Consider the following 22,914-nt stretch of genomic DNA (forward strand, 5'->3'; position numbering starts at 1 on the left):
CAGCCTCTGCCAGTCATGGACCATGGGAAGGTGCGGGTTTTTGGGCCCGCACCTTTTTTTGTGCCTGCTCTCACGGAAAAAGACGCTGTGTTGTCCAGTGCTGGCCATCCTGTGTACGGGTGAAGAGTACCCGGTCATGGAGGCGGAATGGTTTGTCCATCCAGAACTCCATGGAGGCCGGGGTGACGTGATAGCCATTCCAGTATGGTGGCCGGGGGATGGGTCCGATGGCGAAACGGGCCGTTTCTTTTGTCACGGCCTTCCAGAGGGCTTTGCGGCTGGCGATGGGGCGGGACTGCTGGCTGGCCCAGGCGCCGATGCGGCTCGCCCGGGGGCGGGAGTCGAAATAGGCGTCCGCATCTACGGCAGGAAGACGTGAGACCCGGCCCCGGATGCGGACCTGTCGGCGCAGGCTCTTCCAGTGGAAGAGCAGGGCCGCCTGCATGTTGCCTTCCAGTTCCCGTCCTTTGGCAGATTCGCTGTTCGTGTAGAAGATGAAACCTGTCTCATCAACGCCTTTCAGCAGCACCATGCGTGCATCGGGCAGGCCATGTTCATCAACCGTCGCCAGAGCCATTGCATTGGGGTCATTGGGTTCCTTCGTGCCGGCCAGCGTCAGCCATTCATGAAAAAGCAGGAAAGGGTCTTCTCCGGTGATGGTCTGCTCATCATCCTGAAAGGCTGCCTCAATGGAGTCATCGGGGGTCTTGTGGGGCGTATCGTTCATGGTGGCGTGTCCTGTCACTGTAGCCATGTTGGCCCACCATCATGGGAGGGGCTGGGGGGGAATGTCCATAGGGGCTTGGCTGGGTATGATGTGCATCCCATATGAGGGAGAGAGGATCAGGACAGTCAGGGACGAGGGATGATGGAAGCGCTCCGGTTCATTTTTATGCTGACCCGTGATGACCGCACGGTGGACAATGCTCTGGAGGCTGTGGACATCGCCCTGCGGCTGGGCATCCGGCATGTTGGCTTCAAGGATATTGGTCTGCCCGTGGAGCAGTTGCGGATACTGGCGGACAGGATACGTTCTGCTGGAGCGACTTCATACCTGGAAATCGTGTCACCGGACCGGGAGCGGGAGCTGGATTCCGTCAAGGCCGGGCTGTCCCTGGGGGTGGACTGCCTGATGGGAGGCACGCATGTGCCGGATGTGTTGCCTCTTCTGGCAGGGCATGACGTAGCCTACTACCCGTTTGCAGGGCATGTTGTGGGGCATCCAAGCGTGCTGAAAGGCTCACCGGAGGAAATAGCCCGCAATGCGGTGGAATGGGCCGCCCATCCCGCCGTGACGGGGCTGGACCTGCTGGCGTACCGGAATGACGGGAATGTCCCGGAGGTCATCCGGGCCAGCTGTGCAGCTGTAAAGAAACCCGTGATTGTGGCAGGGTCCATCAGCACACCGGAACAGATCAGGACGGTCCGGCAGGCCGGGGCGGCGGGGTTCACCGTGGGGACATCGGCTCTGGAAGGGACATTTCCCGCCGAAAGCAGTGGTCTGGAAGATCAGCTCCGGGCCGTGATGGCCTGCTGTTCCTGACCGTTACAGAAGGCCCAGCTCGGACAGCTGGTTGCGGAGGGAGGCCGGCAGGGAACTGATCCCGTCATCGGGGAGATCAGCGGCCCCCTGACCAAGATCGGGTGGAGCATCTTCCGGTTTGAAGTACCGCCAGCCCTGAAAAGGCCGCATGGGCCGTGGCTGGGTCGGGATGACCTCGTCCGAGACGAGGATCAGCGTGCCGGGATGGCCGTCATCCCGGGTGTAGCTGTCAAACCCGATGATGGGCTGCCGGCACATGATGAGACCGTTGATGACCCGGTAGATGGACCCGCCACCCTGCACGATTTCCTCAGCCCGTTTGGGCATGGTGCGGGTGCGCACGTAGGCTGTCCCCTTGTGGCGTTCCACCGCTACCCAGTCCCGCAGCATCTCGGGGGAGGTGCAGCCTACGATCAGCTTTATCATGTGGAGGGTGGGGGCTTTCTGTGCAGACATGGCGGGCATCACGCTGTGGATGATGGAAGGCTGCCCCTGTAGATGGGGTGCAGTCTGTTCTTTTCAAAGGTGGCGTTCAGAGAACAAGCTGGCCAAGCAGGGCTTCCAGCCGGAGACGGCCTTCATCCGTGGCCCGGAGGGTCTGGGCATCCTGTTCCAGATAGCCTTCCTCAAGACAGGCCTCCAGCATGACGGGGTCGAGGCAGTCTCGCAGCGGCAGGCCGGTCCGTCTGCTGAAATGGGCCGCATTGATGCCTTCCCGCAGGCGCAGCCCCATGAGCAGGGCTTCATGAGCCTTCATGTCCGGTGAGAGTGTTTCATCGTCCCTTGTGCCATGCCCATGTGTTTCCACACGCTCTGCCCAGGGTTCCGGGGCACGATGGCGGCGTGTGGCGTGGAGCTGGCCCCTGAAGGTCAGGCGGCTGTGGGCACCGGGGCCAATGCCCAGATAGTCGTCATAATGCCAGTAGGTGAGGTTGTGGCGGCTTTCGGCACCGGGGATGGCATAGTTGGAGATTTCATAGTCACGCAGGCCGAAACGGGCGGCTTCGTCACGGGTCATCATGTAGAGGGACGCCGCCAGATCATCCTCAGGCAGGACAAGGTTGCCCCGCCTGTGCTGGGCCTCGAATTTCGTGCCGGGTTCGATCGTCAGCTGGTAGAGTGAGAGGTGGTCTGCGGCCAGAGCCAAGGCCTGACGAAGTTCCGCACGCCATTTTTCTTCCGTCTGGCCGGGGCGGGCATAGATCAGGTCAAAGGAGAGGCGGGGGAAAATGCTGCGCCCCAGCTCCAGGGCCGCAATGGCCTGTCGTGCCGAATGTTGCCGCCCCAGAGCGGCCAGGTCGGTCTCATCAAGGCTCTGCACGCCGAGGGAAAGACGGTTGACGCCTGCCTCTGCAAAGGCACGGAACCTGTCGGCCTCCACACTGGTGGGGTTGGCCTCCAGCGTGATCTCGAGGTCATTCACGCTGGGGAAGAGGCGGCGGGCATCCTCGATCAGATGATGGACCGTCTCCGGCTGCATGAGGGAGGGCGTTCCCCCTCCGAAAAAGATCGAGACAAGCTGCCGAGGGGCGTCCTGAATCAGCCGTGTGGCTTCATGCTCCAGCTCGGCCCTCAGGGCGTTGGCGAAACGCTCCTGAGGGATGGTTTCCCGCACATGGGAGTTGAAATCACAGTACGGGCATTTGGCAAGGCAGAAAGGCCAGTGGATGTAGAGCGAAAGCGGAAGGGGCTGGTGGGCCACGATCAGATCGCGACCCGTACCCCGAACTCCATGACACGCTCCGGCGGAATCCGGAAGAACTCGGAAATCGACGTGGCATTGTTGAGGAGATAGAGGAACACCCACATCCGCCAGAGTGACATCTTCGGCACCTTGGAGCGGAAGACGAGGTCATGCGAGGTGAAATAGGACGCCTGAATGGGGTCGAAATCCATTTCTGTCATGCCAGCCAGTGTCAGGGGCAGGTTGGGCATCTCCATGAAGCCGTAACGGATGATGACCCGGCGGATGCCTGGTGCCAGTTCCTTGACAGTCATGCGCTGGTCGGGGTCCGCTTCCGGCTGGTCGAGCGTCTGCACGGTGACGAACAGGACTGTCTGGTGCAGGACCTTGTTGTGCCGCAGGTTGTAGAGCAGGGCATCCGGCACCATTTCCGGGTCCGAGGTCAGGAAGACGGCCAGACCGGGCACACGGATGGTGCGGGACTGGGTCAACCGGGTGATGAAGGAGCCCATCGGCACGGCATCACGTTTTTTCGTGTTGCGGATGAGCTGGCGGCCACGTTGCCATGTGGTCATGATGAGTGTGCTGCCAACGGCGATGCTGAGCGGGACCCACCCTCCATCCGGAATCTTCATCACGTTGGAGGAGAAGAAGACGGCATCCATGATGAAGAAGAAGCCGAACACGGTCCCCACGGCATAGCTCTTCCACTGGAAGACACGGCGGAAGACCACCATGGCCAGCACACAGGTGCAGAGGAAGGTCCCTGTCACGGCGATGCCGTAGGCAGAAGCCAGGGCCGCAGAAGAGCGGAAGGCGATGACCAGCACGACGGACCCGAAGGCCAGCAGCCAGTTGAGGGACGGCAGGTAGATCTGCGCTTCCTCATGCGGGTTGGTGTGGATGATGCGTGTGCGGGGCAGGTAACCAAGCTGGATGAGCTGGCGGCAGAGGGAGAAACTGCCAGAGATGCCCGCCTGGCTGGCAATGATGGTGGCCATGGTCGCCAGCAGCAGCATGGGTATCTGCATCCAGTGCGGGGCCAGATAGTAGAAAGGATTGGCCAACGTGGTCGGGTTGTGGATGATGGAGGCAGCCTGCCCGAAATAGTTCAGCGTCAGGGCAGGCAGCACAAGGAAAAGCCATGCAAAGCGGATGGGTGTGCGCCCGAAATGGCCCATGTCGGCATAGAGGGCCTCCGCCCCGGTGACGGACAGCACGACCGATCCCAGCGCAATGAAGGACAGCTTGCCATGCGTGACGATGAAGCGGATGGCCTCCAGCGGGGACAGGGCCAGCAGCACACCCGGATGCAGCATGATCCCTCTTGCCCCCAGTATGGCGATGGTGAAGAACCATACCAGCATGATGGGCCCGAAAGCCCGGCCTATCTTGCCAGTGCCCAGAGCCTGGGCGGCAAACAGCCCCAGCAGGATGATGATGGCCGCCGGGATGATGAAGGCTGAAGCCTCCGGCACCGAGACCTCCACCCCTTCCACGGCGGAGAGGACGGAGATGGCTGGTGTGATGATACCATCCCCGAAGAACAGACAGGCCCCGGCAATGCCGATCAGCCCGAAGACCCAGCGGAAATAGTTGGATTTGCAGACACGCTGCGCCAGAGCCATGAGGGCGATGATGCCCCCCTCCTTGTTATGGTCGGCCCGCATGATGAGAATGACGTATTTGATGGTCACAACCAGCATCAGGGCCCAGAAGGTGAGGCTGGTCAGCCCGATGACTTCCCACGCATGGGCGGGGTGGGTTTCCGACCCGACATTGCGGATGGAGGATTGCAGGGCGTAGAGCGGGCTGGTCCCGATGTCGCCATATACGACACCCAGAGCGGCCAGCATGGCGCCAATGCCCTTGGGGTGGCTGTGCCCGCCGGGCTCCGGCGGCGGTGGTGCTGCCGTTGGCGTACCAACAGAGCTGGGATACCGGGCGTCAGAAGAAGATTCCTTGAGGGACACGCTATCCTGTTCAGACATGGTGAAACCATCCTGTATGACTGATAGACACCCATCCCCCGCAGGAAGACAGGCAGAAGTGCCCCCACGGAAGGAAGCACAGGCTGTAATGATTCTGGCTTCATGACAGTTTTTTTATGGGGAATGCAAGAGACAGCCCGAAAAAACTGTCATCTCTGTCATGCCGATATTACGGGGCGGGGCGGTCTCCAAAGATGGCCGTGCCGACACGGACAAGTGTTGCCCCCTCGGCGATGGCGGTCTCAAAGTCGGCCGACATGCCCATGGAGAGAGCGGGAAGGCCATGGCGGCGGTTCATCTCCGCCAGCCTGTGGAAGAAGGGGCGCGGGTCTTCGTCGGCGGGCGGGATGGCCATGAGACCTTTCACATGCTGGCCAAAACGGCGCAGGGCATCCTCGATGAACCGGTCCGCCTCCGAGGTGGCGATGCCGGATTTCTGCGGTTCATCACCAATGTTCACCTGCACGAACAGCTCAGGCAGGCGGCCCGTTTTCTGGGACGCCTTTTCCAGCGCCGTGCTGAGGGAGGGGCGGTCCAGACTTTCGATCACGTCGGCAAGGGCGCAGGCCTCGGTTGCCTTGTTGCTCTGGAGCGTGCCTATGAGATGCAGGCGGAGGTCCGGCCATTTTTCCCGCAGGGCAGGAAATTTGGCGGCGGCCTCCTGCACGCGGTTCTCCCCGAAAATGCGCTGCCCAGCTTCAAGGGCCTGCTGTACCGCACTTTGCGGATGGAACTTGCTGACGGCCACGAGGCTGACCGCCTCCGCCGGGCGGGCAGCCCTCTGGCAGGCGGCGCTGATGCGGGTCTGGATGCCTTCCAGGGCATGGGCGATGGTATGGTCTGTCATGATTGATGGATTGCAGCCCCTTTGGCGGGGAGGGTCAAGGGGGCGTGTAAAAACCATCTTGACTTTCCTGCCGCTGACTCCTGAAAACGGGCGCATGACAAATGCTTCTTCTCCCCGTCCAGCCCGTTCACACCCCAAGGGTGGCCGGGGGCGGCGGCCTGCTGCCCGCCCTGCCTCCATTTCCCGCCATGAAGACCCGGTGAGGGATCTGGCCTTCGACATCATCTGCGGTGTGGTGGAACATCGCCGGATGCTGGAAACCACGCTGGAGCGCAGCAGCTGCGAGGGGCGGGACCGTGCGGCGGCCCACCGTCTGGCGGCGGCCACGCTCCGCCATCTGGGCAGCATGACGGAGCTGCTCCAGCCGCTCCTCCGCCGCCAGCCGCCGGAGCCGGTCCGCTGTGCCCTGCTGCTGGGTGTGGCGCAGATCATCCATCTTCAGACACCCCCTCATGCGGCCGTGGGCACGATCGTGGACCTCCTGCACCGGCGTGGCCTGTCGCCTTTTGCCGGTCTGGCCAATGCCGTCCTGCGCCGTGTGGTGCGGGAGGCTGAAACGCTGAAGGAGGGGCTGGATGATGCCCGGCTGGATGTGCCGCACTGGCTCTGGAGTTCCTGGGGGCGGCGGGCACGGTCCATCACGCAGGGTTTCTATCAGGAAGCGCCGCTGGACCTCACCGTGAAGCTTGGTTATGAGGCCCCGGAAGGGGGCGAGACCCTGCCGACGGGGACGGTCCGCTACCCGGCGGGCACGAAAATGGCAGACCTGCCGGGCTTTGCGGAAGGGCAGTTCTGGGCGCAGGACATGGCGGCGGCCATGCCGGTCCGGCTGATGGGCGACATGCGGGGGAAGCGGGTGGCTGACCTGTGCGCCGCACCGGGGGGCAAGACGGCCCAGCTGCTCTGTGCGGGTGCCGAGGTGATGGCCGTGGAGCGTGAGAAGCCCCGTGCCCAGAGGCTGAAGGAGAATCTGGCCCGCCTCCAGCTGAAGGCCGAGGTCATTGTGGGGGATGCCCTTCGCTGGCGTCCTTCCGAGCCGCTGGATGCCGTGCTGCTGGATGCGCCCTGCTCGGCCACGGGGACGCTGCGGCGTCACCCGGATGTCTTGTGGATCAAACGCCCCCGGGACATCACCACGCTGGCAGCGGGGCAGGACCGTTTCATTGATGCCGCCTATGACATGCTGAAGCCGGGCGGGATGCTGCTCTATGCCGTCTGTTCCCTTCAGGATGAGGAAGGTCCGCAGCGTATCGCTCACGCTCTGGAAGATGGCCGGTGGAAGCTGTCTCCTTTTACGGAGGATGAGCTGGCGGCTCTTCCCCGTGCCCGCACGGAGGAAGGGTACTTCCGTACCCATCCGGGCATGAACGTGGCACAGGGGGGCATGGATGGCTTCTTTGCCGCCCGGTTGATCCGCCGTTAGGAGCGGACCAGCCCGGGATGTCACATCCAGGGCGGGGTGGGCAGGTTTTTGCTGCGGAGGAAGTCCGGGTTGAAGAGCTTGGACTGGTATCGTGCCCCGCCATCGCTGAGGATGGTGACGATGGTATGTCCCGGCCCGAGACGGCGGGCCGTGCGGATGGCCGCAGCAATGTTGATGCCTGATGACCCGCCCACGGAGAGACCTTCTTTCATGGTGAGCTGGTAGATCTGTTCCAGAGCTTCGGCATCGGGGATGCGTTCGGCGTGATCGGGCGCACAGCCTTCCAGATTGGCCGTCACACGGGACTGGCCGATCCCTTCGGTGATGGAACTGCCGGTGATGCTGAGGTCATTGGCGGTCACCCAGCCATACAGGCCGGAGCCCTCCGGGTCGGCCAGGACGATTTCGGGAGATTTCCGGCCATCCCGCTGGGCCAGCTCCCGCAGGCCGAAGGCGATTCCTGCCAGTGTACCGCCGGACCCGCAGGAGCAGGTGAAGGCGTCGACCTTTCCGTCCAGCTGGGACCAGATTTCCGGGGCCGTGGTCGTGCGGTGGGCGTCCCGGTTGGCCGTGTTGTCGAACTGGTTGGCCCAGAAGGCCCCGGTTTCTTCGGCCAGACGGCGGGAGACATGCACGTAATTGCCGGGGTCCCGGTACGGTCTGGCGGGCACGAGGCGCAGGTCCGCTCCGATCATGCGGAGGAAGTCCAGCTTTTCCCGGCTCTGGGTTTCCGGCACGACGATGACGGCCTTGCAGCCCAGTGCATGGGCCACGAGCGTGATGCCGATGCCCGTGTTGCCTGCCGTGCCTTCCACGATCGTGCCGCCCTTGCTGAGGGCACCACGGGCAAAACCGTCCTGAATGATGGAAAGGGCCGCCCTGTCCTTGACGGACCCGCCGGGATTCATGAATTCCGCCTTGCCATAGATGGTGCAGCCCGTGATCTCGGAAGCATGATGCAGGCGGATGAGCGGGGTATTGCCAATGGCTTCCACCAGAGAGGGGCAGGGCAAGGCGTGAGGATGGGATGACAGATGTGACATATGTGCTTTGTTCCAGTGGATGGTGTGGGGCGAGGTCATGATGGCAGAGAGGGTATCATCATTATGTTCTACGTAAAATGGTGTGGAAGAATCATTATAACTATTTAAGATGGTTATAATACTCTCCTCGCCATTGAACTCTGGGGAGAGCGGAACAACATCAGGTTGTATGATGAGTGCAGGTCTGGCTGTACGGTTCCGGGTCGTGAATGTTCGCCCGTCTGTTGGGGGAGCGAAACATGGCCGGGACGGGGCGCCTGCGTAGAAGGAGGCTGACATGGAACATTGTACTGCGAAGGAAAGCTGGGACCGTCTTCAGGCTGATGCACGGGCCGTGTTGGTGGATGTCCGTACACCGGAGGAATGGGCGCAGGTGGGTCTGCCAGAGCTGGGAGCTCTGGGCCGGAAGGTTGTGGCGTTGACATGGGGGGCAGGCAGTGAGGCCGAGTTCCTCCACGGACTGGAAGAGGCCGTGCCGGACAAGGCCACGCCGATCTTTTTCATCTGCCGTTCAGGCATGCGGTCGCAGAAGGCTGCCGCACTGGCTGCCCAGGCCGGGTACAGGACGCTGACGAACGTTGCTGATGGCTTCGAAGACAGGCATGGCCCCGGCACGGGGTGGAAGGCCAGCGGCCTGCCTGTGAAGTAGGATCGTTTTACTGCCCGCTGTTCGGGTCCATGTCGGCATCGTAGCGGGGGGTCAGGATGGCACACCACGGGTAACGGCTGTCGTAGCTTCGCCCGTCTGGTGTGCTGACATGGCCGGTGCTGTCCGTTGGAACGTGGGTCAGCGAGACGGCATCATCCACATTGCCTCCCACGATGCTGATTTCCTTGCCGAAAGGCGGGGCATTCTGGCCCGTGGCCACCACGATGCCGCAATGGGCCGGGAAGCCGTAGGAGGTCGGCAGCATGGCATATGTGATGCTGCGGCTCCGTCCACGGCCCACGCAGAGTATGTCCCCCAACCGTGGGGCATAATTGGCGGGATTCTGTGCTGAAATACCCGGATTATTGCCGGAGGCTGCGGCATTGATGTAGGTGGCGTGGTTCGGGGAGTAGGGGAAGCGGATATTGGCGCCGCCAATGCGCATGACGTAGGAGATGAAGGCGGCGGACCAAGCGTAATTGCCGTCCCGCTGGAAGGAGAACAGGGTGCCATTGCCATCGGTACGGCCTGTCCAGCGGGCCTCATTTTCTTCCGGGGCCTGGCCGATCCACCAATATTCACCAATGCGTTGCCACAGGCCGGGCAGACGCTCCGGCTTGAGGGCGGGGCTTGTGGGCTCTGGCCTGTCATGCGGGTCCGCATCGGCAACCGGACTTCCGAACATCCGCCATTCCCGCAGGGCGATGGCGGCGACATCCTGACGGTTGAAGGGGGCAAAATTTTCGCTGGCAAAAGCCGGGACATGTGTGTCGTATCCCAGCGGGCCAGTCTGCCCATTGGCATATTGCGTCATGGGGGTGAGAGCAGGAGAATGCTGGCTGCTGCTACATGCGGCAAGCAGGGCCAGACCGCAGAGCGCCCCCCAGCCAGCCAGGGCCCTGCGGGCGACATCCCAATGGGTCGCCTGATTGCTTTCAGAGTGACGAACTGCCTTCATGATGACCTTACGCTTGCCTGCTGCGTCTGTGAGCATTTTTCATGCCCGGAAGAGGCCCAGATTAGAATGTTTTCATGGGATTGGGAACGTATTTTGCTAAAGCGGCAGGAGAAAGGATGGTGGTCTGTCGACTTACCGGGACGGGGTAATATGGTTTCAGGGGCAGGGCGTTATTTTATGTCACAACTATGGCATTTGTAATGCATTTTGAGTAACTGGTCGTATTCGTTCAGAATAAGATTGGGGGATGCAGGGTATGAGACGATACTCCATTCCAGGTACATTCATGTGTTGCGTGTCCCTGATGGTGCTTGGTGGCTGTGATACGGTCAAGATACCGTATAAGGATGAGGATCATGCTTGGGCGGCCCGGACTGGACATGCAACCGTGATCGTACGGGCGTCCGCCATTTTTGGGCAAAAGCAGTATTATTGTGCCAATCTGGTGGAAAACTCGTTCCTCTTCCCGGATACACCGTACTATCGGGACTGGATACGGGTACTGCAGTCCCCCTATCATTTTAAGGGTGACATTACCCGGAAGGCGAAGGCCCTGTTGCGCAAGGCTCCCCGGCAGGCCATGTGTACATTTGTGTTCAGGAATGTTCCTGCTGGAAAATGGGTGTTTTTTGGCAACATCCAGCATTATCTGGCGCAACCGCAGACGCACTGGGTAAGCGGGATGGAGCTGCGCAGCAATATTTCCGGCTTCAACCTGTTGTGGGGAGGTATTGTCGTGCAGGATGACATGGGGGTCATTGCACGACAGGTTGTTCAGGATGGCAACAGGCGAAATGATATCGGCCTGTTCAAGGCCCGACATTTTGGAGCGGCTGCGGATGTCAGTACGTGGCATCCGACAGAGGAAGAAATGAAGGGGCTGGGACTCTCCGACCAGGAGATGCGACAGGTGGTCGAGGCAAAATGATGGCATTCCGTATCTTTTGCCGCCTATCATGCAGACGGTATGGCTGCGCCATAGAGATTTGACGTCACTGGAAGAAGGATCATTCCGGATAATGGTTTTTGGAAAAATGAGACTGTATACTCTGGCAGGACTTGCCGGGATCATGGGACTGTTGAGTGGATGCTCCGGCTATGACGGAAATTTCAAGGCCAAGCAGCTGGCCTGGGCTGGACAGCCAGGTAACAGGACTTTGGCCGTGCAGATTTCTGGCCACGATAACCTCCATCCACAGCTTTCCTGCAGGGTTGCTGATGTGGATGTCGTGCTGATGCCGGACGCCCCGTATTTCCGTGATTATCTCCGCATCGACATGGCACAGGCGGGGTTCAGGGAGAAAATTGGCAACAGCAAGGCCCTTGCCCTGGTACGGCATGCTGCCCGCAATGATGCCTGTCAGCTGGTGTTTGCCAACCTTCCGGCTGGCAGCTGGCTTCTCGCCACACGGCCTCATTTTTATGTCAATGACGAGGCAGCTGCCCAGCAGGGGAAGCCCTCACAGCATGATGTGGCACCAGCCATGTTCATGTGGAACAGGATTACGGTTGATGCGGATAATGACGTGACGGCCGTGCATGTTGAAAAAGACCTGAGCCGGATTGTCCGCAAGAAGCATCAGTATGTGCGTAAGCACACGCACAAGAAATCAAAGAAGAGGATCCGGGAGTTCCATGGTGAAGGCTCCCCGGATACACAGCAGGACAGCTGGATCATGACCCCGGCAGAGAAACAGGCCCTTGGTATTCCGGGCATGACCCTGACACCAACTGCCGTTGCTCCATCCGGCCAGTAAAGGTTGGCATATATGGCAGGAAACGGAGAGCATTGATCCAATGCGGTGTTGGAACAAGCTCTCCGTTATCCATTGATTTATCCCGCTTTTTTGACGGGTTTGTATTTCAGTTCGTTTTGATAGGTCGTCAGCGGATGTTCTGCATCAGCCGGATAAGGCCCAGCGGAAATGATTTCGATGGCCAGCAGTCCAGCTTCCGTTACAGAGTGTTGACTGGTATGGGGTAGATCAAGGGTAGCCGCTCTTTTAGTCCACCTCATTTTAGAATTTTCCAAATCGAACCAGCCTTCCATATCTTTATGTGTCAGGTGTCTATCGATATTTATGCAATCTATTCCATGGAAATAAAGTATTTCTCCTACCAAAACGCCAAGCTCGCGCCTGTCATCCACGACAGGACCATGGACGTCATAAGGTCTTCCTGTTTTTGAGAGGATGGTTACTCTTTTTACCCCGGCAGGTATGTGAAACACTTTATAGTTGTTTGAAGATCGTTTTTCTTGAAGAACATGCCCCTGTTCCGTGAGTAGTTGCAAGGCAGGATTGTGGGACACGGTTTCAGTTTTGTAGGCGTGCTGAACTGGAAACAGAAGCTGTTTTGCACGTTCAAGCAGCTTTTGATGGATAGGAGCTACAAAATCTTCTGCTGTGCATAATGGCGCTGCAGCATCTTTCTCCCATGATAGATTTTTTGAAGTAAAATCATATTCTATGACGTTTGTGTCTCCATTATCTCGCTGAAACTGGAAACGGTTTCCTGTATTGAGATAACTTTCCGTAAGAACATTATTTGCAGAAATGATGCTGTGTGTTGATGTTTCTATATGAAATATGTCATAATAAGAGAATGGTCCGCTCTTTTCGGCTGTATCGTGCATGCTTGTATCATAATATATTGATCGTCCGTTCACCATGATACGGACTGGAATAAAATGTTTCTCCAGAAGCAGGCAGTGCTCCGCTGTAACCAGAAGATCCTCGGAAGGTACATTGTCTGCCAGTGCATTTTTTTTGATACGGACCGGATAGCCGGCCATGTCCAAGGGGAGAGATGAGTCTATACGGACCCTGCTCTGTTGGCAGAAGACAACATGCTGGGGAAGAGGCTCATTTCGTCCCGATTTAGGATTGAAAGTAATTACAACGTCATTTCTGGTCAAATTTTCTATCTTTTTCGGCCCTGAGAGGGTTTCAATCATGGTTCCAGAAAGAAAGCATGTATCAAATGTAAATTTCTGGCCAAGTGAGCCATCTGTTGCTGTACCGTTATCGTCCTGCTTGAAGGTGTAAGGAATTCCATTTAACCAAAGAGTAAAATTGTTCCCGATAGACCAAGGAAGTCGAAAATTAAAACTGTATGAATACTGCGCTTGTGTTGGGTCGATCAGGGAGCGTCCATCAATACTGGAAGATGAGCTGCCCGGAACATCAGACGTGATAACGTAATACCCACCACTGCCATTACCAATGATAAAACCATTTACAGCCTTATTTCCCCAAGAGAAATCATAACCACCAGATGTAATGACACTTCCCGTATTCGGATCCTTTATTACAAAGTCCTGTACCTTCTGGTCGGATGTTTGGGTAGGGGTGTGAGTTGTAAAAGTGGCATCAACACCAAACAACTGGGATGTTATGTAGCCATTTCCATTTGCGTCAACAGATAGGGATGCAATATTTACTCTATATGTTCCAAGTGCAACGACAGGCTGCGGATTGCCGGGCATGCATGATTCTCCAAAAGAGCCAATCTTTCCTTTACCGTATAATAATAATATTTTAAGTGCAAATTCAATTATCTTTTGAGTAAAATTAACCAAATATCAATAAATGTACATTCTTTTTTCTGGTAAATCGTATTTTCTGATCGGGCAGGTAGCGCATTTCAGGTGCACAAGAGCGGAAGGAAGGTTCCTTTGCTACTCATGTTCTCTTGGTGTTTCGTGGGAACCAGTATCAGACGCCCCCAGTTTTCCTTCGTTATACAGCCCTGACGAGACCGGGCTGTGTCGTCATGTCAGCTCCATCTTCCAGAGAGTTGTTGGCAGACAGGGGATAGGGGCCTGCCGCCATGATCTGTATGGCCAGCAGCCCCGTCTCCACACCATCATTGTATTCCGGCTGACTGGGGAGAGGGAGTCTTGCAGCCCCCTGCGTCCAGCGCATGGAGGGGTTTTCCAGCCCGCACCAGCCATCCAGCTGATCGGTCGTCAGGTGTGTGTCGATGCTGGTGGAATGGGCAGCCTGGAAGTGGAGAATTTCTCCGACCAGTACCCCTAGTGTGCGCCGGTCATCAACAAAGGGGCCGTGAGTGTCACAGGGGCGGCCTGTTCTGGAGACCAGCGTGACATGGGTTGTTCCGAGGGGAATGGAAAAGAGCCGGTACCCTGCGGATGTCCGCTTCTCATGCAGGACCTCTCCCCGGTCCGTGACCAGGTGGAAGGCTGGATCCTCGCAAAGGGCCTCAGCCTTGTAGGGGTGCTGGATGGGGAAACTCAGCTCTTCTGCACGCTGGAGGAATCCCTGATGAAGGGGCGCCACGAATTCCTGGGCCGTGCACAGGGGAGCAGCGGCATCACGGTGCCATGACCGTTTCCGTGTAGAGAAGTCATGGGTGATGACATTGCCTGTATGACTGTCATGGCTGGACCCCACGAACTGGTAACGGTTGCCCGTATCCAGATAGCTTTCCGTCATTACATCATTGGCGAAGATGACGCTGTGCATTTCCGTCTCAATGTGGAAAATGTCGCAGGCCATCTGCCGGATGCCGTCTGTCATCTCGAAATGGATGGACCGGCCATTGACCAGCATGCGGGCAGGGACAAAGCGGTCATCAAGAAACAGGCAGTGCTCCGCCGTAACCAGAAGGTCTTCGGAGGGTACGCCATCCGCCAGGGCGTCTTTTCTGATCCGTACAGGGTAGCCGGCCATATCCATATGGGGGGAGGATGTTATCCGCAGCCGACTTCTGCCTGCCCATGTGAGACGCTGCGGCAGGGTCTGCCCGCTGATGGGGTTGTGGGTGAGAATGACATCACCAGTCTTGAGCTCTTCCACCTTGCGGGGGCCGTCTGGCGTTTCGATCAGGCTGCCAGCCAGAAAGCATGTATTGAAGGTAAACTGTTCGTTCAGAGCACCATCAGTGGCTGTACCATCATTGTCCTGATGGAAGTAATAATGCTGACCATTCAGGTCGAGGTCGAAGAAGTTGCCATTGGCCCAGTTTCTGGAGGAATCGTTGATGTAAGTGTAACGTGCCTCCGAGGGGTCAAGCAGGGTGGCACCATCAATGGTGGATGAGGAGCTGCCAGGCACGGCGGAGGTGATGATGTAATAGCCCCCCGACCCATTGCCGATGATGAAGCCGTTTACCGACTTGTTGCCCCATGAGTAATCATAACTGCCGGTAAGCTGTTTTTTCGTTTGCGGATCCTGGAAGGTGAAATCCTGGACCTTCTTGTCATTGCGACCGGTCGGGGTATGGGTCGTGAAAGTGGCTTCCACGTTGTATTTGGGATTGGAGATGGTGGCCCGTTTCGTTCTCGGGTCAACTGTCAGGGAGGCGATATCCACCAGGTAGGTCCCGGTAGCGACAACAGGTTTCGGGTTACCAGCCAACGTCTGTATCCTTCGGAGGTAAGGCTTGCTCTCCGGAAAGGATATAGGTCGTTCATCTTATAATTTTCTTAACAAAAAATGGCATTAAAGTTGTATAAAAACTAATATAAAGTTAACTTCAAAAAGAAGGACTTCATATTTTTCCGTATGTTGGCCCATGTCATGTTCTGGTCCAAAAGCAGCAGAAGAAGTGGCCAGAAAGCCATGCCACTTCTTCGCCACACTGCTTCAATTTAACGTGAAGTTTTTTCTCATGACTTCCGGGCCGGTGGGGCCATGAAGGCAGGAGAGATGGGCGTGGGGACATGACGTTCCAGAATGGCGTCAATATCCTTCCTGTCCTGATCGGTCAGCTGCCAGCCGAAGACATCCGCAACACCATCAATCTGTTCCGGCTTGCGGGCACCCCACAGGGCAATGGTCGGTCCCTGGTCCAGCACCCAGCGGATGGCCAGCACCATGAGGGACTTGCCATGGCGGTCCGCAATCGTCTTCAGTTCGTCCACAGCAGCCAGATAGTCCTTGAAGTGCTCTTTCTGGAACTTGGGGTCGCCAGACCGCAGATCACTTTCCGGGAAGGTCTTGTCCGCTGTCATCTTGCCGGTCAGCAGGCCACGGCAGAGCGGGCCATAGGCCAGCGTGACGAGCTTGTGCGTCTTCGCATAGGGCAGCACGTCCTTTTCAATCTCACGTTCAAAGAGATTGTAGGGGGACTGGACACTGGCCAACGGGGCCACCTCACGGAAGATGTCCATCTGTTCCGGGGAGTAGTTGCTTACGCCAAGGGCACGGATTTTCCCCTCCTTGTGGAGCTTCTGGAGCTCACGGGCCGTCTCGTCGATCGGCGTGTTGGGGTCCGGCCAGTGAACCTGCTCGAGGTCGATGGTCTCGACACGCAGGCGGCGCAGGGAGTCTTCCACTTCCTTGCGGATGCGGGCAGGGCTGGAATTGCGGAACGGCTGGTGATCGTCGTTCCAGTCCAGTGCGAGCTTGGTGGCGATGCGGGCCCTGTGGGGTTTTTCTGCCAGAGCACGGCCCACGACTTCCTCGGAATGACCAAAGCCATAGACCGGAGCTGTGTCGATCAGGTCCACGCCTTCATCAAGGGCACGGTGGATGGTACGGACGGCATTGTCGTCATCAGGGCCGCCCCACATCCAGCCGCCAATGGCCCATGTGCCAAGGGCAACGCGTGATACGGGTCTGTCAAAACCGGGAATGAGAATGGTGTTTTCATTCATGGGTTTGTCTCCATCAGAAAATGAGGGCGGAGGATGCGGAATGAATCATGCCTCGGCCCGGACCTGGAGGGCGGCCCCTCATCATGCGGGGGCGGGCAAGGCCCTTCCGGCCTCTCCGCCCATATTGGGATAGGGGCGGCGGGTTATGCAACCACCTGTTCTTCTTTTTGGTTTTGAGACGGGAGAAGAGTATGCTCAGCTCAACTCTCAAGGAGAACAAGGACAGACATCATGGCTGATTCACAGACCAGAAAAATCCCCGTCACGGTTCTTACCGGCTTTCTGGGAGCGGGCAAGACCACGCTGCTCAACCACATCCTGACAGCCGATCACGGGCGGAATTACGCCGTGGTGGTCAATGAGTTCGGGGAGCTGGGCATCGACAATGATCTGGTGGTCGATGCTGACGAAGAAATCTTCGAGATGAACAATGGCTGCATCTGCTGCACGGTGCGGGGCGATCTCATCCGGATTCTCAGCCGTCTGCTGCGCCGCCGTGGCAAATTTGATGGCATCATCGTCGAGACTACCGGCCTGGCCGATCCGGCCCCCGTGGCGCAGACCTTCTTCGTGGATGAGGGCATCCGTGAAAAAGCCGAGCTGGATGCCGTCGTGACGGTCGTGGACGCCTACAACGTGCTCCAGACCCTCAAGGAAAGCCCGGAAGCCGTCAATCAGGTGGCTTTTGCCGATGTCATCATCCTGAACAAATGTGACCTTCTGGATGAGGCCGCACTGGCCGGGGTGGAGCAGAAGCTGCGGGCCATCAATTCCGTCGTGCGGATTCATCGGGCCGAGCGGGGCAAGGTGGCTCTGGATGACATCCTAAACCGTGGCGGGTTCGACCTCAGGCGTGCCCTGTCCACCATGCCGGACTTCCTTGAGGAGGACGGGCATGACCACCATCATCACGATCACGATCACGATCACGATCACGACCATTGCCATTGTCATGACCACGACCACCATCATGAGGCAGCCCACGGGCCGGGCGGGCATCATCACGCCCATAGCGAGGATGTGACGAGCCATTCCTTCACCGTGACGGAACCGCTGGATGAGGAACGTTTCCACGCCTGGATCGGCCTTGTCCTGCAGGAGCAGGGACCGGACATCCTGCGGGCAAAGGGCATCCTGCATTTCAGGGGCAAGGACGAGCGTTTTGCCTTCCAGGCCGTGCACATGATGGCGGATGGCGACTATATCGGGCCGTTCAGGGCGGGAGAGACGAAACAGTCCCGCATCGTGTTCATTGGCCGCAAGCTGGACTGCGCCCAGCTTCAGCGTGGCTTTGAAGGGTGCGTGGCCGTATGAGTGCGCCGCAGAGCAGGACCCTGTTGCAGACCCGTGGGGCCGAGCGTCAGTTTGAGGCTCCGATCACCGGCGTGCAGGCCAGCCGTGATGGCCGGACCTTTGCCGCCCTGACGATGGATGGAGAGCTCATCCTCATCCCCCGGGACGGCCTGCGGGCTTCCGAAGACTGGCAGTGCCTGTCTGTGCATGACGGGGCGGTGTCCCTTGCGCAGGGTTGCGGGAAGGACAGCTTCCTCAGTGGCGGGGAAGATGGCCGTGTCGTGGAAACACGGGCCGATGGCACCATGACAGACCGTCATGAGGGCCGTGGCTGGGTGGACTGTCTGGCCAGTACGTCTACCCACTGGGCCTGCGCCAGCAGGAAGGAGGTTCATCTCTACGCCTACGGCGCGGATGAACCCCTGAAGGTGCTGGAGCATCCTTCGGCCCTGAGCGGTCTTGCCTTCGATGCCAAAGGCAAGAGGCTGGCTGCCTCGCATTATAATGGCGTGTCCATGTGGTTCGTGCAGGCGAAGGACGCCAATGTCCGTTCTCTGGAATGGAAGGGCAGCCATACCGGGCTGTGCATCCATCCGGGCGGCGAGGCACTGGTGACGAGCATGCAGGAGAATGAGCTGCATGGCTGGCGTCTGTCTGACGGGCACAACATGCGCATGAGTGGCTATCCCCGCAAGATCGGGTCCATGAGCTTCACCCGCAAGGGTCGCTGGCTGGCCACATCAGGGGCGGATGCTGCCGTGCTGTGGCCGTTCTTCGGGGGGGGGCCGATGGGCAAGCCCCCCATGGAGCTGGCCCGCCTGCCGGGGCTGTTCGTGACCTGCGTCTGTGCCCATCCCACGGATGACATTCTGGCCATCGGGTTTGAGGATGGCACGGTCCTTCTGGCGGAAGTGCCCAATCATGCTGACGAGGCTGCCGCAGGAGAGGGCCGCATCCTGCCACTCTGCAATGGCCAGCGCAGCGGTGGTGCCGCCCGTGGTGCTGTGAATGCCATCGCCTTCACCCCGCAGGGGGGAGCCGTCATCTTCGGGACCGAAGAAGGCTATGTCGGGGTTGTGGACTTGTCCGCTCAGGGCTGATGTCCTCAGGGATGGTCTGCCTCCAGTCCGGCAGACCATCTTTTTTTCTCAGTCCTTGGACTGTTTGTTCTCTTCGTGTTTCTTCTGGAGATACCCCTCCTGCCGGGCCATGAACTGGTCGGCCAGACGCCCGTAGAGGGAGTGGGGGCAGACCATGCGTGAGACACCAAAGGCCAGAAAAGCCGTGGCCAGCAAGGCCAGGGTGATCTGCTGGTTGTCGCACATTTCCATCACGATGACGGTGGCCGTCAGCGGGGACTGCACCACACCGGAGAAATAGCCGACCATGCCCAGCAGCACGACGGCTCCGGGGGCTGTGTGAGGCAGGAAGCGGGCAACCCAGCCCCCCACCGAGGCTCCTATGGAGAGGGACGGCGCAAACAGCCCGCCCGGTATGCCGGAGCAGTAGGAGATGATGGTGGCGGCATATTTCATCAGGAAATAGGACATGTGGGCATGGCGGGAGCCAGCCACCAGATGATGGGCCTGCACATAGCCCGTGCCGAACGTGTCACCGTGGCTGGCAAAGCCCAGCATGGCGAGGATGATCCCGCACAGGGCCGTGAACAGGATGGGCCGGTTCTTCTGGATGGACCCGATGAAGCCGGGCAGACCCTTGCCGACCCGGATGAGAATGGTGGAGAAGAGTCCCCCGCCCAGACCGCCGAGAATGCCGCAGGCCAGCACGGCAATCCAGGCCGTTCCGACGGGAACATCCACCGAGGCATGGCCGAAATAGGTATAGTTTCCGCCCGTCAGGACAATGGCTGTCACACCGGCGAGGACGACGCCCGTCAGCATCACGCCGGATGTCCGCTGCTGGAAGGAACTGGCCAGTTCTTCGATGGCGAAGACAATGCCAGCCAGGGGTGTGTTGAAGGCGGCAGCCACACCGGCAGCTCCGCCTGCCAGGATGACACCCCGACGGGTCGAGACGTTGGCATGGCCCAAGAAGCGGGAATAGGCGTTCATGATGGCCGCCCCGACCTGCACCGTGGGGCCTTCCCGCCCGATGGAGGCCCCGCAGAGCAGGCCGAGTGTGGTCATGCACACCTTTCCGACGGCAATGCGCAGGGCAAGGATGCGGTTGACGAGGGAGAAGTCCTCAATATGCAGCGTGGCGATGGTCTGCGGGATGCCGGACCCCTGCGCCCCGGGGAAGAAGCGTTTTGTCAGCCACATGGAGAGGGCGAGCCCGCTGGGAATGACAGCGAACATGACATAGGGATTCCAGTGCTGGAGGCCCATGCAGAGGGAGCTGGCATAGTCAGCCGCCCGGGCGAACAGCCACGCCGCAATGCCGACCGTGATGGCCCCGGCCCAGAAGATGAAGGTCCGTCGCCACTGCGAGGTGCGCATCCGGGCCGAACGGCGGAAATGCGTGATGCGGTTGCGCCGCCTCATGGCGTGGGGTGAACCGGGGGCAGGAGCGGGGGCGCTTTGGGAAGAATCGGACACGTCTGGGGTGGATCCGCCACAGGGCTGGGGGTGAAGAGGTCATGCCCTGTTTCGGACGGAGCCTTCCCTGCGGTCAAGGGGGGCCATGGTTTTGCATGGCAGATGTGACATGACGGTTACATGACGAGCACACCGCTGGCCCCGGGCTTGTGGCGTTTGGCGAGGTCCTCCGGCTCCACATGGATATGGATGGAGGAGCGGCCCAGCACGGCCCGGATGGCATTTTCGATCCGGTCGCAGATGTCGTGGGCGTCCGTGATGCGCATCTCATCCGGCACGATGAGGTGGAACTCCACGAAATAGAGGGACCCCACCCGCCTCATGCGGAGGTCGTGGGCCTCCAGTGCTCCCTGGCCTGCCTGCGTGATGGTCTGGCCGACCTCATGGACCAGTTCCGGCGGTGGAGCCTCGTCCAGCAGGCCGGTCATGGAATGGCGCATCATGCCGAAGCCGGTCCAGAGGACATTCAGGGCCACGAGGGCGGAGAGCAGCGGGTCCAGCCAGAGCCAGTGCAGCAGGGGGATGAGGCAGACACCGACCAGCAGGGCCAGGCTGGCCCAGACATCGGAGAGAACATGATCCCCGGCCGAACTAAGGGCCTGTGAGTGATGTGTCCGGCCCATCCGTCGCAGGATGAGGGCCCAGATGAGGTTGATGACCCCGGCAGAGGCATTGAGGAGCGCCCCCGGCAGGGGGGCTTCCGGGGCCTGTATGTGCAGGGCATCGTGCCCGGCAATGGCCAGGATGACCAGGGCCGTCAGCACCACGAGAACCCCCTCGATGACGGCCCAGACATATTCCGCCTTGCCGTGCCCGTAAGGGTGGTTGTCATCTGCCGGACGGGCGGCAAAGGCCACGGCCCAGAGCGTGCCGACGGAGGCCAGAACGTTGAGGATGGTTTCGATGGCATCGGACAGCAGGGCACCGGAGCCGGAGACGGCCCATGCCGCATATTTGATGCCCAGCACCACGAGGCTGACGAGGATGGAAAGACGGGCCACCCGCAGGCGGAGTGGCGTGGTCGTGTTCTCCCTTGGCACGGCGGTTTCAGGCGTGGTGGTGGTCATGGGGGCAGTCCGTCTCTTTCGGGGCGGTGTGGGGGGTGTTGCAGCCGGGTGTGGCGCAGCCGGCTCCTTCGGGCGGTTCCACCTGGAAGGTGGGATGGCCTATGGCGAATTCCTCCCGCAGCAGGATGGTCGCCCGGGCCAGAAGGTCGGCCGTCCGGCTCTGGGCTTCCAGAATGGTGCAGTCTTCCGGCACGGGGTGGAGGACCAGATGGACCGTCAGGGCCGTCTCGGTCGTGCTGATGGGCCAGATGTGAAGGTGATGCAGGTCGGCAATGCCGGGCAGGCTCCGCAGGGCGTCTTCCACGGCACGGGGAGTGATGGTCTGCGGCACGCCATCAAGGGCCAGGCCGAGCGCATGGGTCAGTAGGGACCATGTCCCCCAGATGATGAGTCCCGACACGATGAGGCTGGCCAGAGGGTCGATGCAGGAGAAGCCGGTCAGCGTGATGAGGACACCGGCAATGACCACGCCCAGGGCCATGAGGGCATCGGAGGCCATGTGCAGGAAGGCTCCCCGCATGTTCAGGTCATGATGGGCGCCCCGCATGAGCAGCAGGGCCGTCCCGCCATTGATGAGGATGCCGATGCCCGCCACGATGCTGATGGTCTGTCCCTGCACGGTTTCGGGATGGATGAGGTGCCAGATGGCCTGCCAGATGATGCCCCCGGTGACGAGCAGGAGGATGGTGGCGTTGAGCAGGGCCGTCAGGATGGTGGCGCGTTTCAGCCCGTAGGTGAAGCGTTCGCTGGGGGTGCGGCGGGCGAGTATCTGGGCCCCCCATGCGGCCAGCAGGCTCAGCACGTCCGAGAGATTGTGCCCCGCATCGGCCAGCAGGGAGAGGGAGTGGGCGGCGAAGCCCCATCCGGCTTCCCCGACGAGATAGAGCGTGTTGAGGATGATGGCGATGAGGAACGTGCCACCAAAGGAGGCCGGAGCGTGGACATGCCCGTGCCCGCCATGATGATGGTGTCCATGCCCATGCCCATGCCCATGCCCGTCGTGGTGATCATGGTCGTGGTGGGAGCAGGCTGTGCCTTCTGCCGGCTCGTGTGGAGGATGGGGCGTGGTCGTCATGGAGGAACCCTGATAGGCACGAAGATGTATGAGGGGATGCAGTATAAGTTAGACCTATCCAGCTTTCACCATTTTTCTTGTCCTGTTTCACATGGAGCAGGGCAGGGACCGGGACCGGTGGCCTGTCTGTCCTCCCTGCTTGCCAGTGCCCCGGTGCTGGC

At 59.6% G+C, this 22,914-nt stretch carries 20 protein-coding genes; 7 read left to right on the forward strand and 13 right to left on the reverse strand.

Translation table 11 applies throughout. The features are described from left to right. Positions 1–70: 70 nt before the first annotated feature. Positions 71–754, reverse strand: a complete 684-nt coding sequence (pdxH, locus tag ASO19_RS08825) for a pyridoxamine 5'-phosphate oxidase (RefSeq protein ID WP_258036104.1) — start codon at positions 752–754, stop codon at positions 71–73. A gap of 111 nt (positions 755–865) precedes the next feature. Between pdxH and ASO19_RS08830 the strand changes: the two genes are divergently transcribed. Continuing rightward, complete coding sequence (locus tag ASO19_RS08830; protein ID WP_232317267.1) at positions 866–1,543, forward strand: 4-hydroxythreonine-4-phosphate dehydrogenase; 678 nt, start codon at positions 866–868, stop codon at positions 1,541–1,543. Between the two features lie 3 nt (positions 1,544–1,546). On the opposite strand, the gene ASO19_RS08835 is transcribed toward ASO19_RS08830, so the two are convergent. From ASO19_RS08835 to ASO19_RS08850, 4 genes are all read right to left on the reverse strand, one after another. Then, complete coding sequence (locus tag ASO19_RS08835) at positions 1,547–1,999, reverse strand: DUF1489 family protein (protein WP_043561650.1); 453 nt, start codon at positions 1,997–1,999, stop codon at positions 1,547–1,549. 76 nt (positions 2,000–2,075) lie between these two features. Then, positions 2,076–3,245, reverse strand: a complete 1,170-nt coding sequence (gene hemW / locus ASO19_RS08840; RefSeq protein WP_103765822.1) for a radical SAM family heme chaperone HemW — start codon at positions 3,243–3,245, stop codon at positions 2,076–2,078. 2 nt (positions 3,246–3,247) lie between these two features. Then, complete coding sequence (locus ASO19_RS08845) at positions 3,248–5,218, reverse strand: potassium transporter Kup (RefSeq protein ID WP_043560963.1); 1,971 nt, start codon at positions 5,216–5,218, stop codon at positions 3,248–3,250. Between the two features lie 169 nt (positions 5,219–5,387). Next, complete coding sequence (locus ASO19_RS08850; RefSeq protein ID WP_052349214.1) at positions 5,388–6,065, reverse strand: YggS family pyridoxal phosphate-dependent enzyme; 678 nt, start codon at positions 6,063–6,065, stop codon at positions 5,388–5,390. Between the two features lie 94 nt (positions 6,066–6,159). Here ASO19_RS08850 and ASO19_RS08855 point away from each other — a divergent pair, with 94 nt between their 5' ends. Continuing rightward, positions 6,160–7,488 carry an RsmB/NOP family class I SAM-dependent RNA methyltransferase gene (locus tag ASO19_RS08855; protein WP_103765837.1) on the forward strand — a complete coding sequence of 443 codons (1,329 nt, stop codon included), beginning with the start codon at positions 6,160–6,162 and terminating at the stop codon, positions 7,486–7,488. 20 nt (positions 7,489–7,508) lie between these two features. Here the strand turns inward: ASO19_RS08855 and ASO19_RS08860 are convergent, their stop codons facing one another. After that, complete coding sequence (locus tag ASO19_RS08860) at positions 7,509–8,531, reverse strand: cysteine synthase A (RefSeq protein ID WP_043560960.1); 1,023 nt, start codon at positions 8,529–8,531, stop codon at positions 7,509–7,511. A gap of 277 nt (positions 8,532–8,808) precedes the next feature. On the opposite strand from ASO19_RS08860, the gene ASO19_RS08865 reads away from it, so the two are divergent. Then, on the forward strand, positions 8,809–9,180 hold the full coding sequence (locus ASO19_RS08865; protein WP_043560957.1) for a rhodanese-like domain-containing protein: 372 nt from the start codon (positions 8,809–8,811) through the stop codon (positions 9,178–9,180). Between the two features lie 7 nt (positions 9,181–9,187). Here ASO19_RS08865 and ASO19_RS08870 read toward each other — a convergent pair whose 3' ends face one another. Continuing rightward, entirely contained in the window at positions 9,188–10,138 is a 951-nt protein-coding gene (locus ASO19_RS08870) for a DUF2272 domain-containing protein (RefSeq protein WP_081847765.1), read from the reverse strand. Between the two features lie 286 nt (positions 10,139–10,424). Between ASO19_RS08870 and ASO19_RS08875 the strand changes: the two genes are divergently transcribed. Together ASO19_RS08875 and ASO19_RS08880 are read left to right on the forward strand one after the other, a co-directional pair. Further along, the gene (locus ASO19_RS08875) at positions 10,425–11,066 is read left to right on the forward strand and encodes a hypothetical protein (RefSeq protein WP_081562598.1); all 642 of its coding nucleotides are present in this window, start codon (positions 10,425–10,427) and stop codon (positions 11,064–11,066) included. A gap of 106 nt (positions 11,067–11,172) precedes the next feature. Then, entirely contained in the window at positions 11,173–11,895 is a 723-nt protein-coding gene (locus ASO19_RS08880) for a hypothetical protein (RefSeq protein ID WP_146046941.1), read from the forward strand. Between the two features lie 77 nt (positions 11,896–11,972). Here ASO19_RS08880 and ASO19_RS08885 read toward each other — a convergent pair whose 3' ends face one another. From ASO19_RS08885 to ASO19_RS08895, 3 genes are all read right to left on the reverse strand, one after another. Next, complete coding sequence (locus ASO19_RS08885) at positions 11,973–13,625, reverse strand: Hint domain-containing protein (protein ID WP_103765824.1); 1,653 nt, start codon at positions 13,623–13,625, stop codon at positions 11,973–11,975. A gap of 253 nt (positions 13,626–13,878) precedes the next feature. After that, positions 13,879–15,519 carry a Hint domain-containing protein gene (locus ASO19_RS08890; RefSeq protein WP_181005250.1) on the reverse strand — a complete coding sequence of 547 codons (1,641 nt, stop codon included), beginning with the start codon at positions 15,517–15,519 and terminating at the stop codon, positions 13,879–13,881. A gap of 251 nt (positions 15,520–15,770) precedes the next feature. Continuing rightward, entirely contained in the window at positions 15,771–16,760 is a 990-nt protein-coding gene (locus ASO19_RS08895; protein WP_081562594.1) for an aldo/keto reductase, read from the reverse strand. Positions 16,761–16,991: 231 nt separating this feature from the next. Between ASO19_RS08895 and ASO19_RS08900 the strand changes: the two genes are divergently transcribed. Further along, the gene (locus tag ASO19_RS08900) at positions 16,992–18,074 is read left to right on the forward strand and encodes a CobW family GTP-binding protein (protein ID WP_103765826.1); all 1,083 of its coding nucleotides are present in this window, start codon (positions 16,992–16,994) and stop codon (positions 18,072–18,074) included. Further along, positions 18,071–19,153 carry a WD40 repeat domain-containing protein gene (locus tag ASO19_RS08905; protein ID WP_103765827.1) on the forward strand — a complete coding sequence of 361 codons (1,083 nt, stop codon included), beginning with the start codon at positions 18,071–18,073 and terminating at the stop codon, positions 19,151–19,153. The genes ASO19_RS08900 and ASO19_RS08905 overlap by 4 nt, the downstream gene beginning before the upstream one ends. Positions 19,154–19,201: 48 nt before the next feature. On the opposite strand, the gene ASO19_RS08910 is transcribed toward ASO19_RS08905, so the two are convergent. The 3 genes from ASO19_RS08910 to ASO19_RS08920 all read right to left on the reverse strand — a co-directional run bounded on the left by ASO19_RS08910 (position 19,202) and on the right by ASO19_RS08920 (position 22,753). Continuing rightward, on the reverse strand, positions 19,202–20,557 hold the full coding sequence (locus ASO19_RS08910; protein WP_103765828.1) for a chloride channel protein: 1,356 nt from the start codon (positions 20,555–20,557) through the stop codon (positions 19,202–19,204). Between the two features lie 170 nt (positions 20,558–20,727). Then, positions 20,728–21,678 (reverse strand): cation diffusion facilitator family transporter, encoded by a 951-nt coding sequence (locus ASO19_RS08915; RefSeq protein WP_086441335.1) that lies wholly within the window; start codon positions 21,676–21,678, stop codon positions 20,728–20,730. Beyond that, positions 21,659–22,753: a cation diffusion facilitator family transporter gene (locus ASO19_RS08920; RefSeq protein ID WP_103765829.1), complete on the reverse strand. Its 1,095-nt coding sequence runs from the start codon at positions 22,751–22,753 to the stop codon at positions 21,659–21,661. Before ASO19_RS08920 ends, ASO19_RS08915 begins: the two co-directional genes overlap by 20 nt. Positions 22,754–22,914 lie beyond the last annotated feature (161 nt).

It is taken from the genome of Parasaccharibacter apium, assembly GCF_002917995.1.
In the GTDB taxonomy this organism is placed as follows: Bacteria; Pseudomonadota; Alphaproteobacteria; order Acetobacterales; family Acetobacteraceae; genus Bombella; species Bombella apis.

Bases quoted from the DNA above. Each gene is read 5' to 3' on its own strand.
- pdxH (WP_258036104.1), bottom strand. From the start codon at position 754: ATGGCTACAGTGACAGGACACGCCACCATGAACGATACGCCCCACAAG.
- ASO19_RS08830 (WP_232317267.1), top strand. From the start codon at position 866: ATGATGGAAGCGCTCCGGTTCATTTTTATGCTGACCCGTGATGACCGC.
- ASO19_RS08835 (WP_043561650.1), bottom strand. From the start codon at position 1,999: ATGTCTGCACAGAAAGCCCCCACCCTCCACATGATAAAGCTGATCGTA.
- ASO19_RS08845 (WP_043560963.1), bottom strand. From the start codon at position 5,218: ATGTCTGAACAGGATAGCGTGTCCCTCAAGGAATCTTCTTCTGACGCC.
- ASO19_RS08850 (WP_052349214.1), bottom strand. From the start codon at position 6,065: ATGACAGACCATACCATCGCCCATGCCCTGGAAGGCATCCAGACCCGC.
- ASO19_RS08855 (WP_103765837.1), top strand. From the start codon at position 6,160: ATGACAAATGCTTCTTCTCCCCGTCCAGCCCGTTCACACCCCAAGGGT.
- ASO19_RS08860 (WP_043560960.1), bottom strand. From the start codon at position 8,531: ATGTCACATCTGTCATCCCATCCTCACGCCTTGCCCTGCCCCTCTCTG.
- ASO19_RS08865 (WP_043560957.1), top strand. From the start codon at position 8,809: ATGGAACATTGTACTGCGAAGGAAAGCTGGGACCGTCTTCAGGCTGAT.
- ASO19_RS08870 (WP_081847765.1), bottom strand. From the start codon at position 10,138: ATGAAGGCAGTTCGTCACTCTGAAAGCAATCAGGCGACCCATTGGGAT.
- ASO19_RS08875 (WP_081562598.1), top strand. From the start codon at position 10,425: ATGTGTTGCGTGTCCCTGATGGTGCTTGGTGGCTGTGATACGGTCAAG.
- ASO19_RS08880 (WP_146046941.1), top strand. From the start codon at position 11,173: ATGAGACTGTATACTCTGGCAGGACTTGCCGGGATCATGGGACTGTTG.
- ASO19_RS08885 (WP_103765824.1), bottom strand. From the start codon at position 13,625: ATGCCCGGCAATCCGCAGCCTGTCGTTGCACTTGGAACATATAGAGTA.
- ASO19_RS08895 (WP_081562594.1), bottom strand. From the start codon at position 16,760: ATGAATGAAAACACCATTCTCATTCCCGGTTTTGACAGACCCGTATCA.
- ASO19_RS08900 (WP_103765826.1), top strand. From the start codon at position 16,992: ATGGCTGATTCACAGACCAGAAAAATCCCCGTCACGGTTCTTACCGGC.
- ASO19_RS08905 (WP_103765827.1), top strand. From the start codon at position 18,071: ATGAGTGCGCCGCAGAGCAGGACCCTGTTGCAGACCCGTGGGGCCGAG.
- ASO19_RS08910 (WP_103765828.1), bottom strand. From the start codon at position 20,557: ATGAGGCGGCGCAACCGCATCACGCATTTCCGCCGTTCGGCCCGGATG.
- ASO19_RS08915 (WP_086441335.1), bottom strand. From the start codon at position 21,678: ATGACCACCACCACGCCTGAAACCGCCGTGCCAAGGGAGAACACGACC.
- ASO19_RS08920 (WP_103765829.1), bottom strand. From the start codon at position 22,753: ATGACGACCACGCCCCATCCTCCACACGAGCCGGCAGAAGGCACAGCC.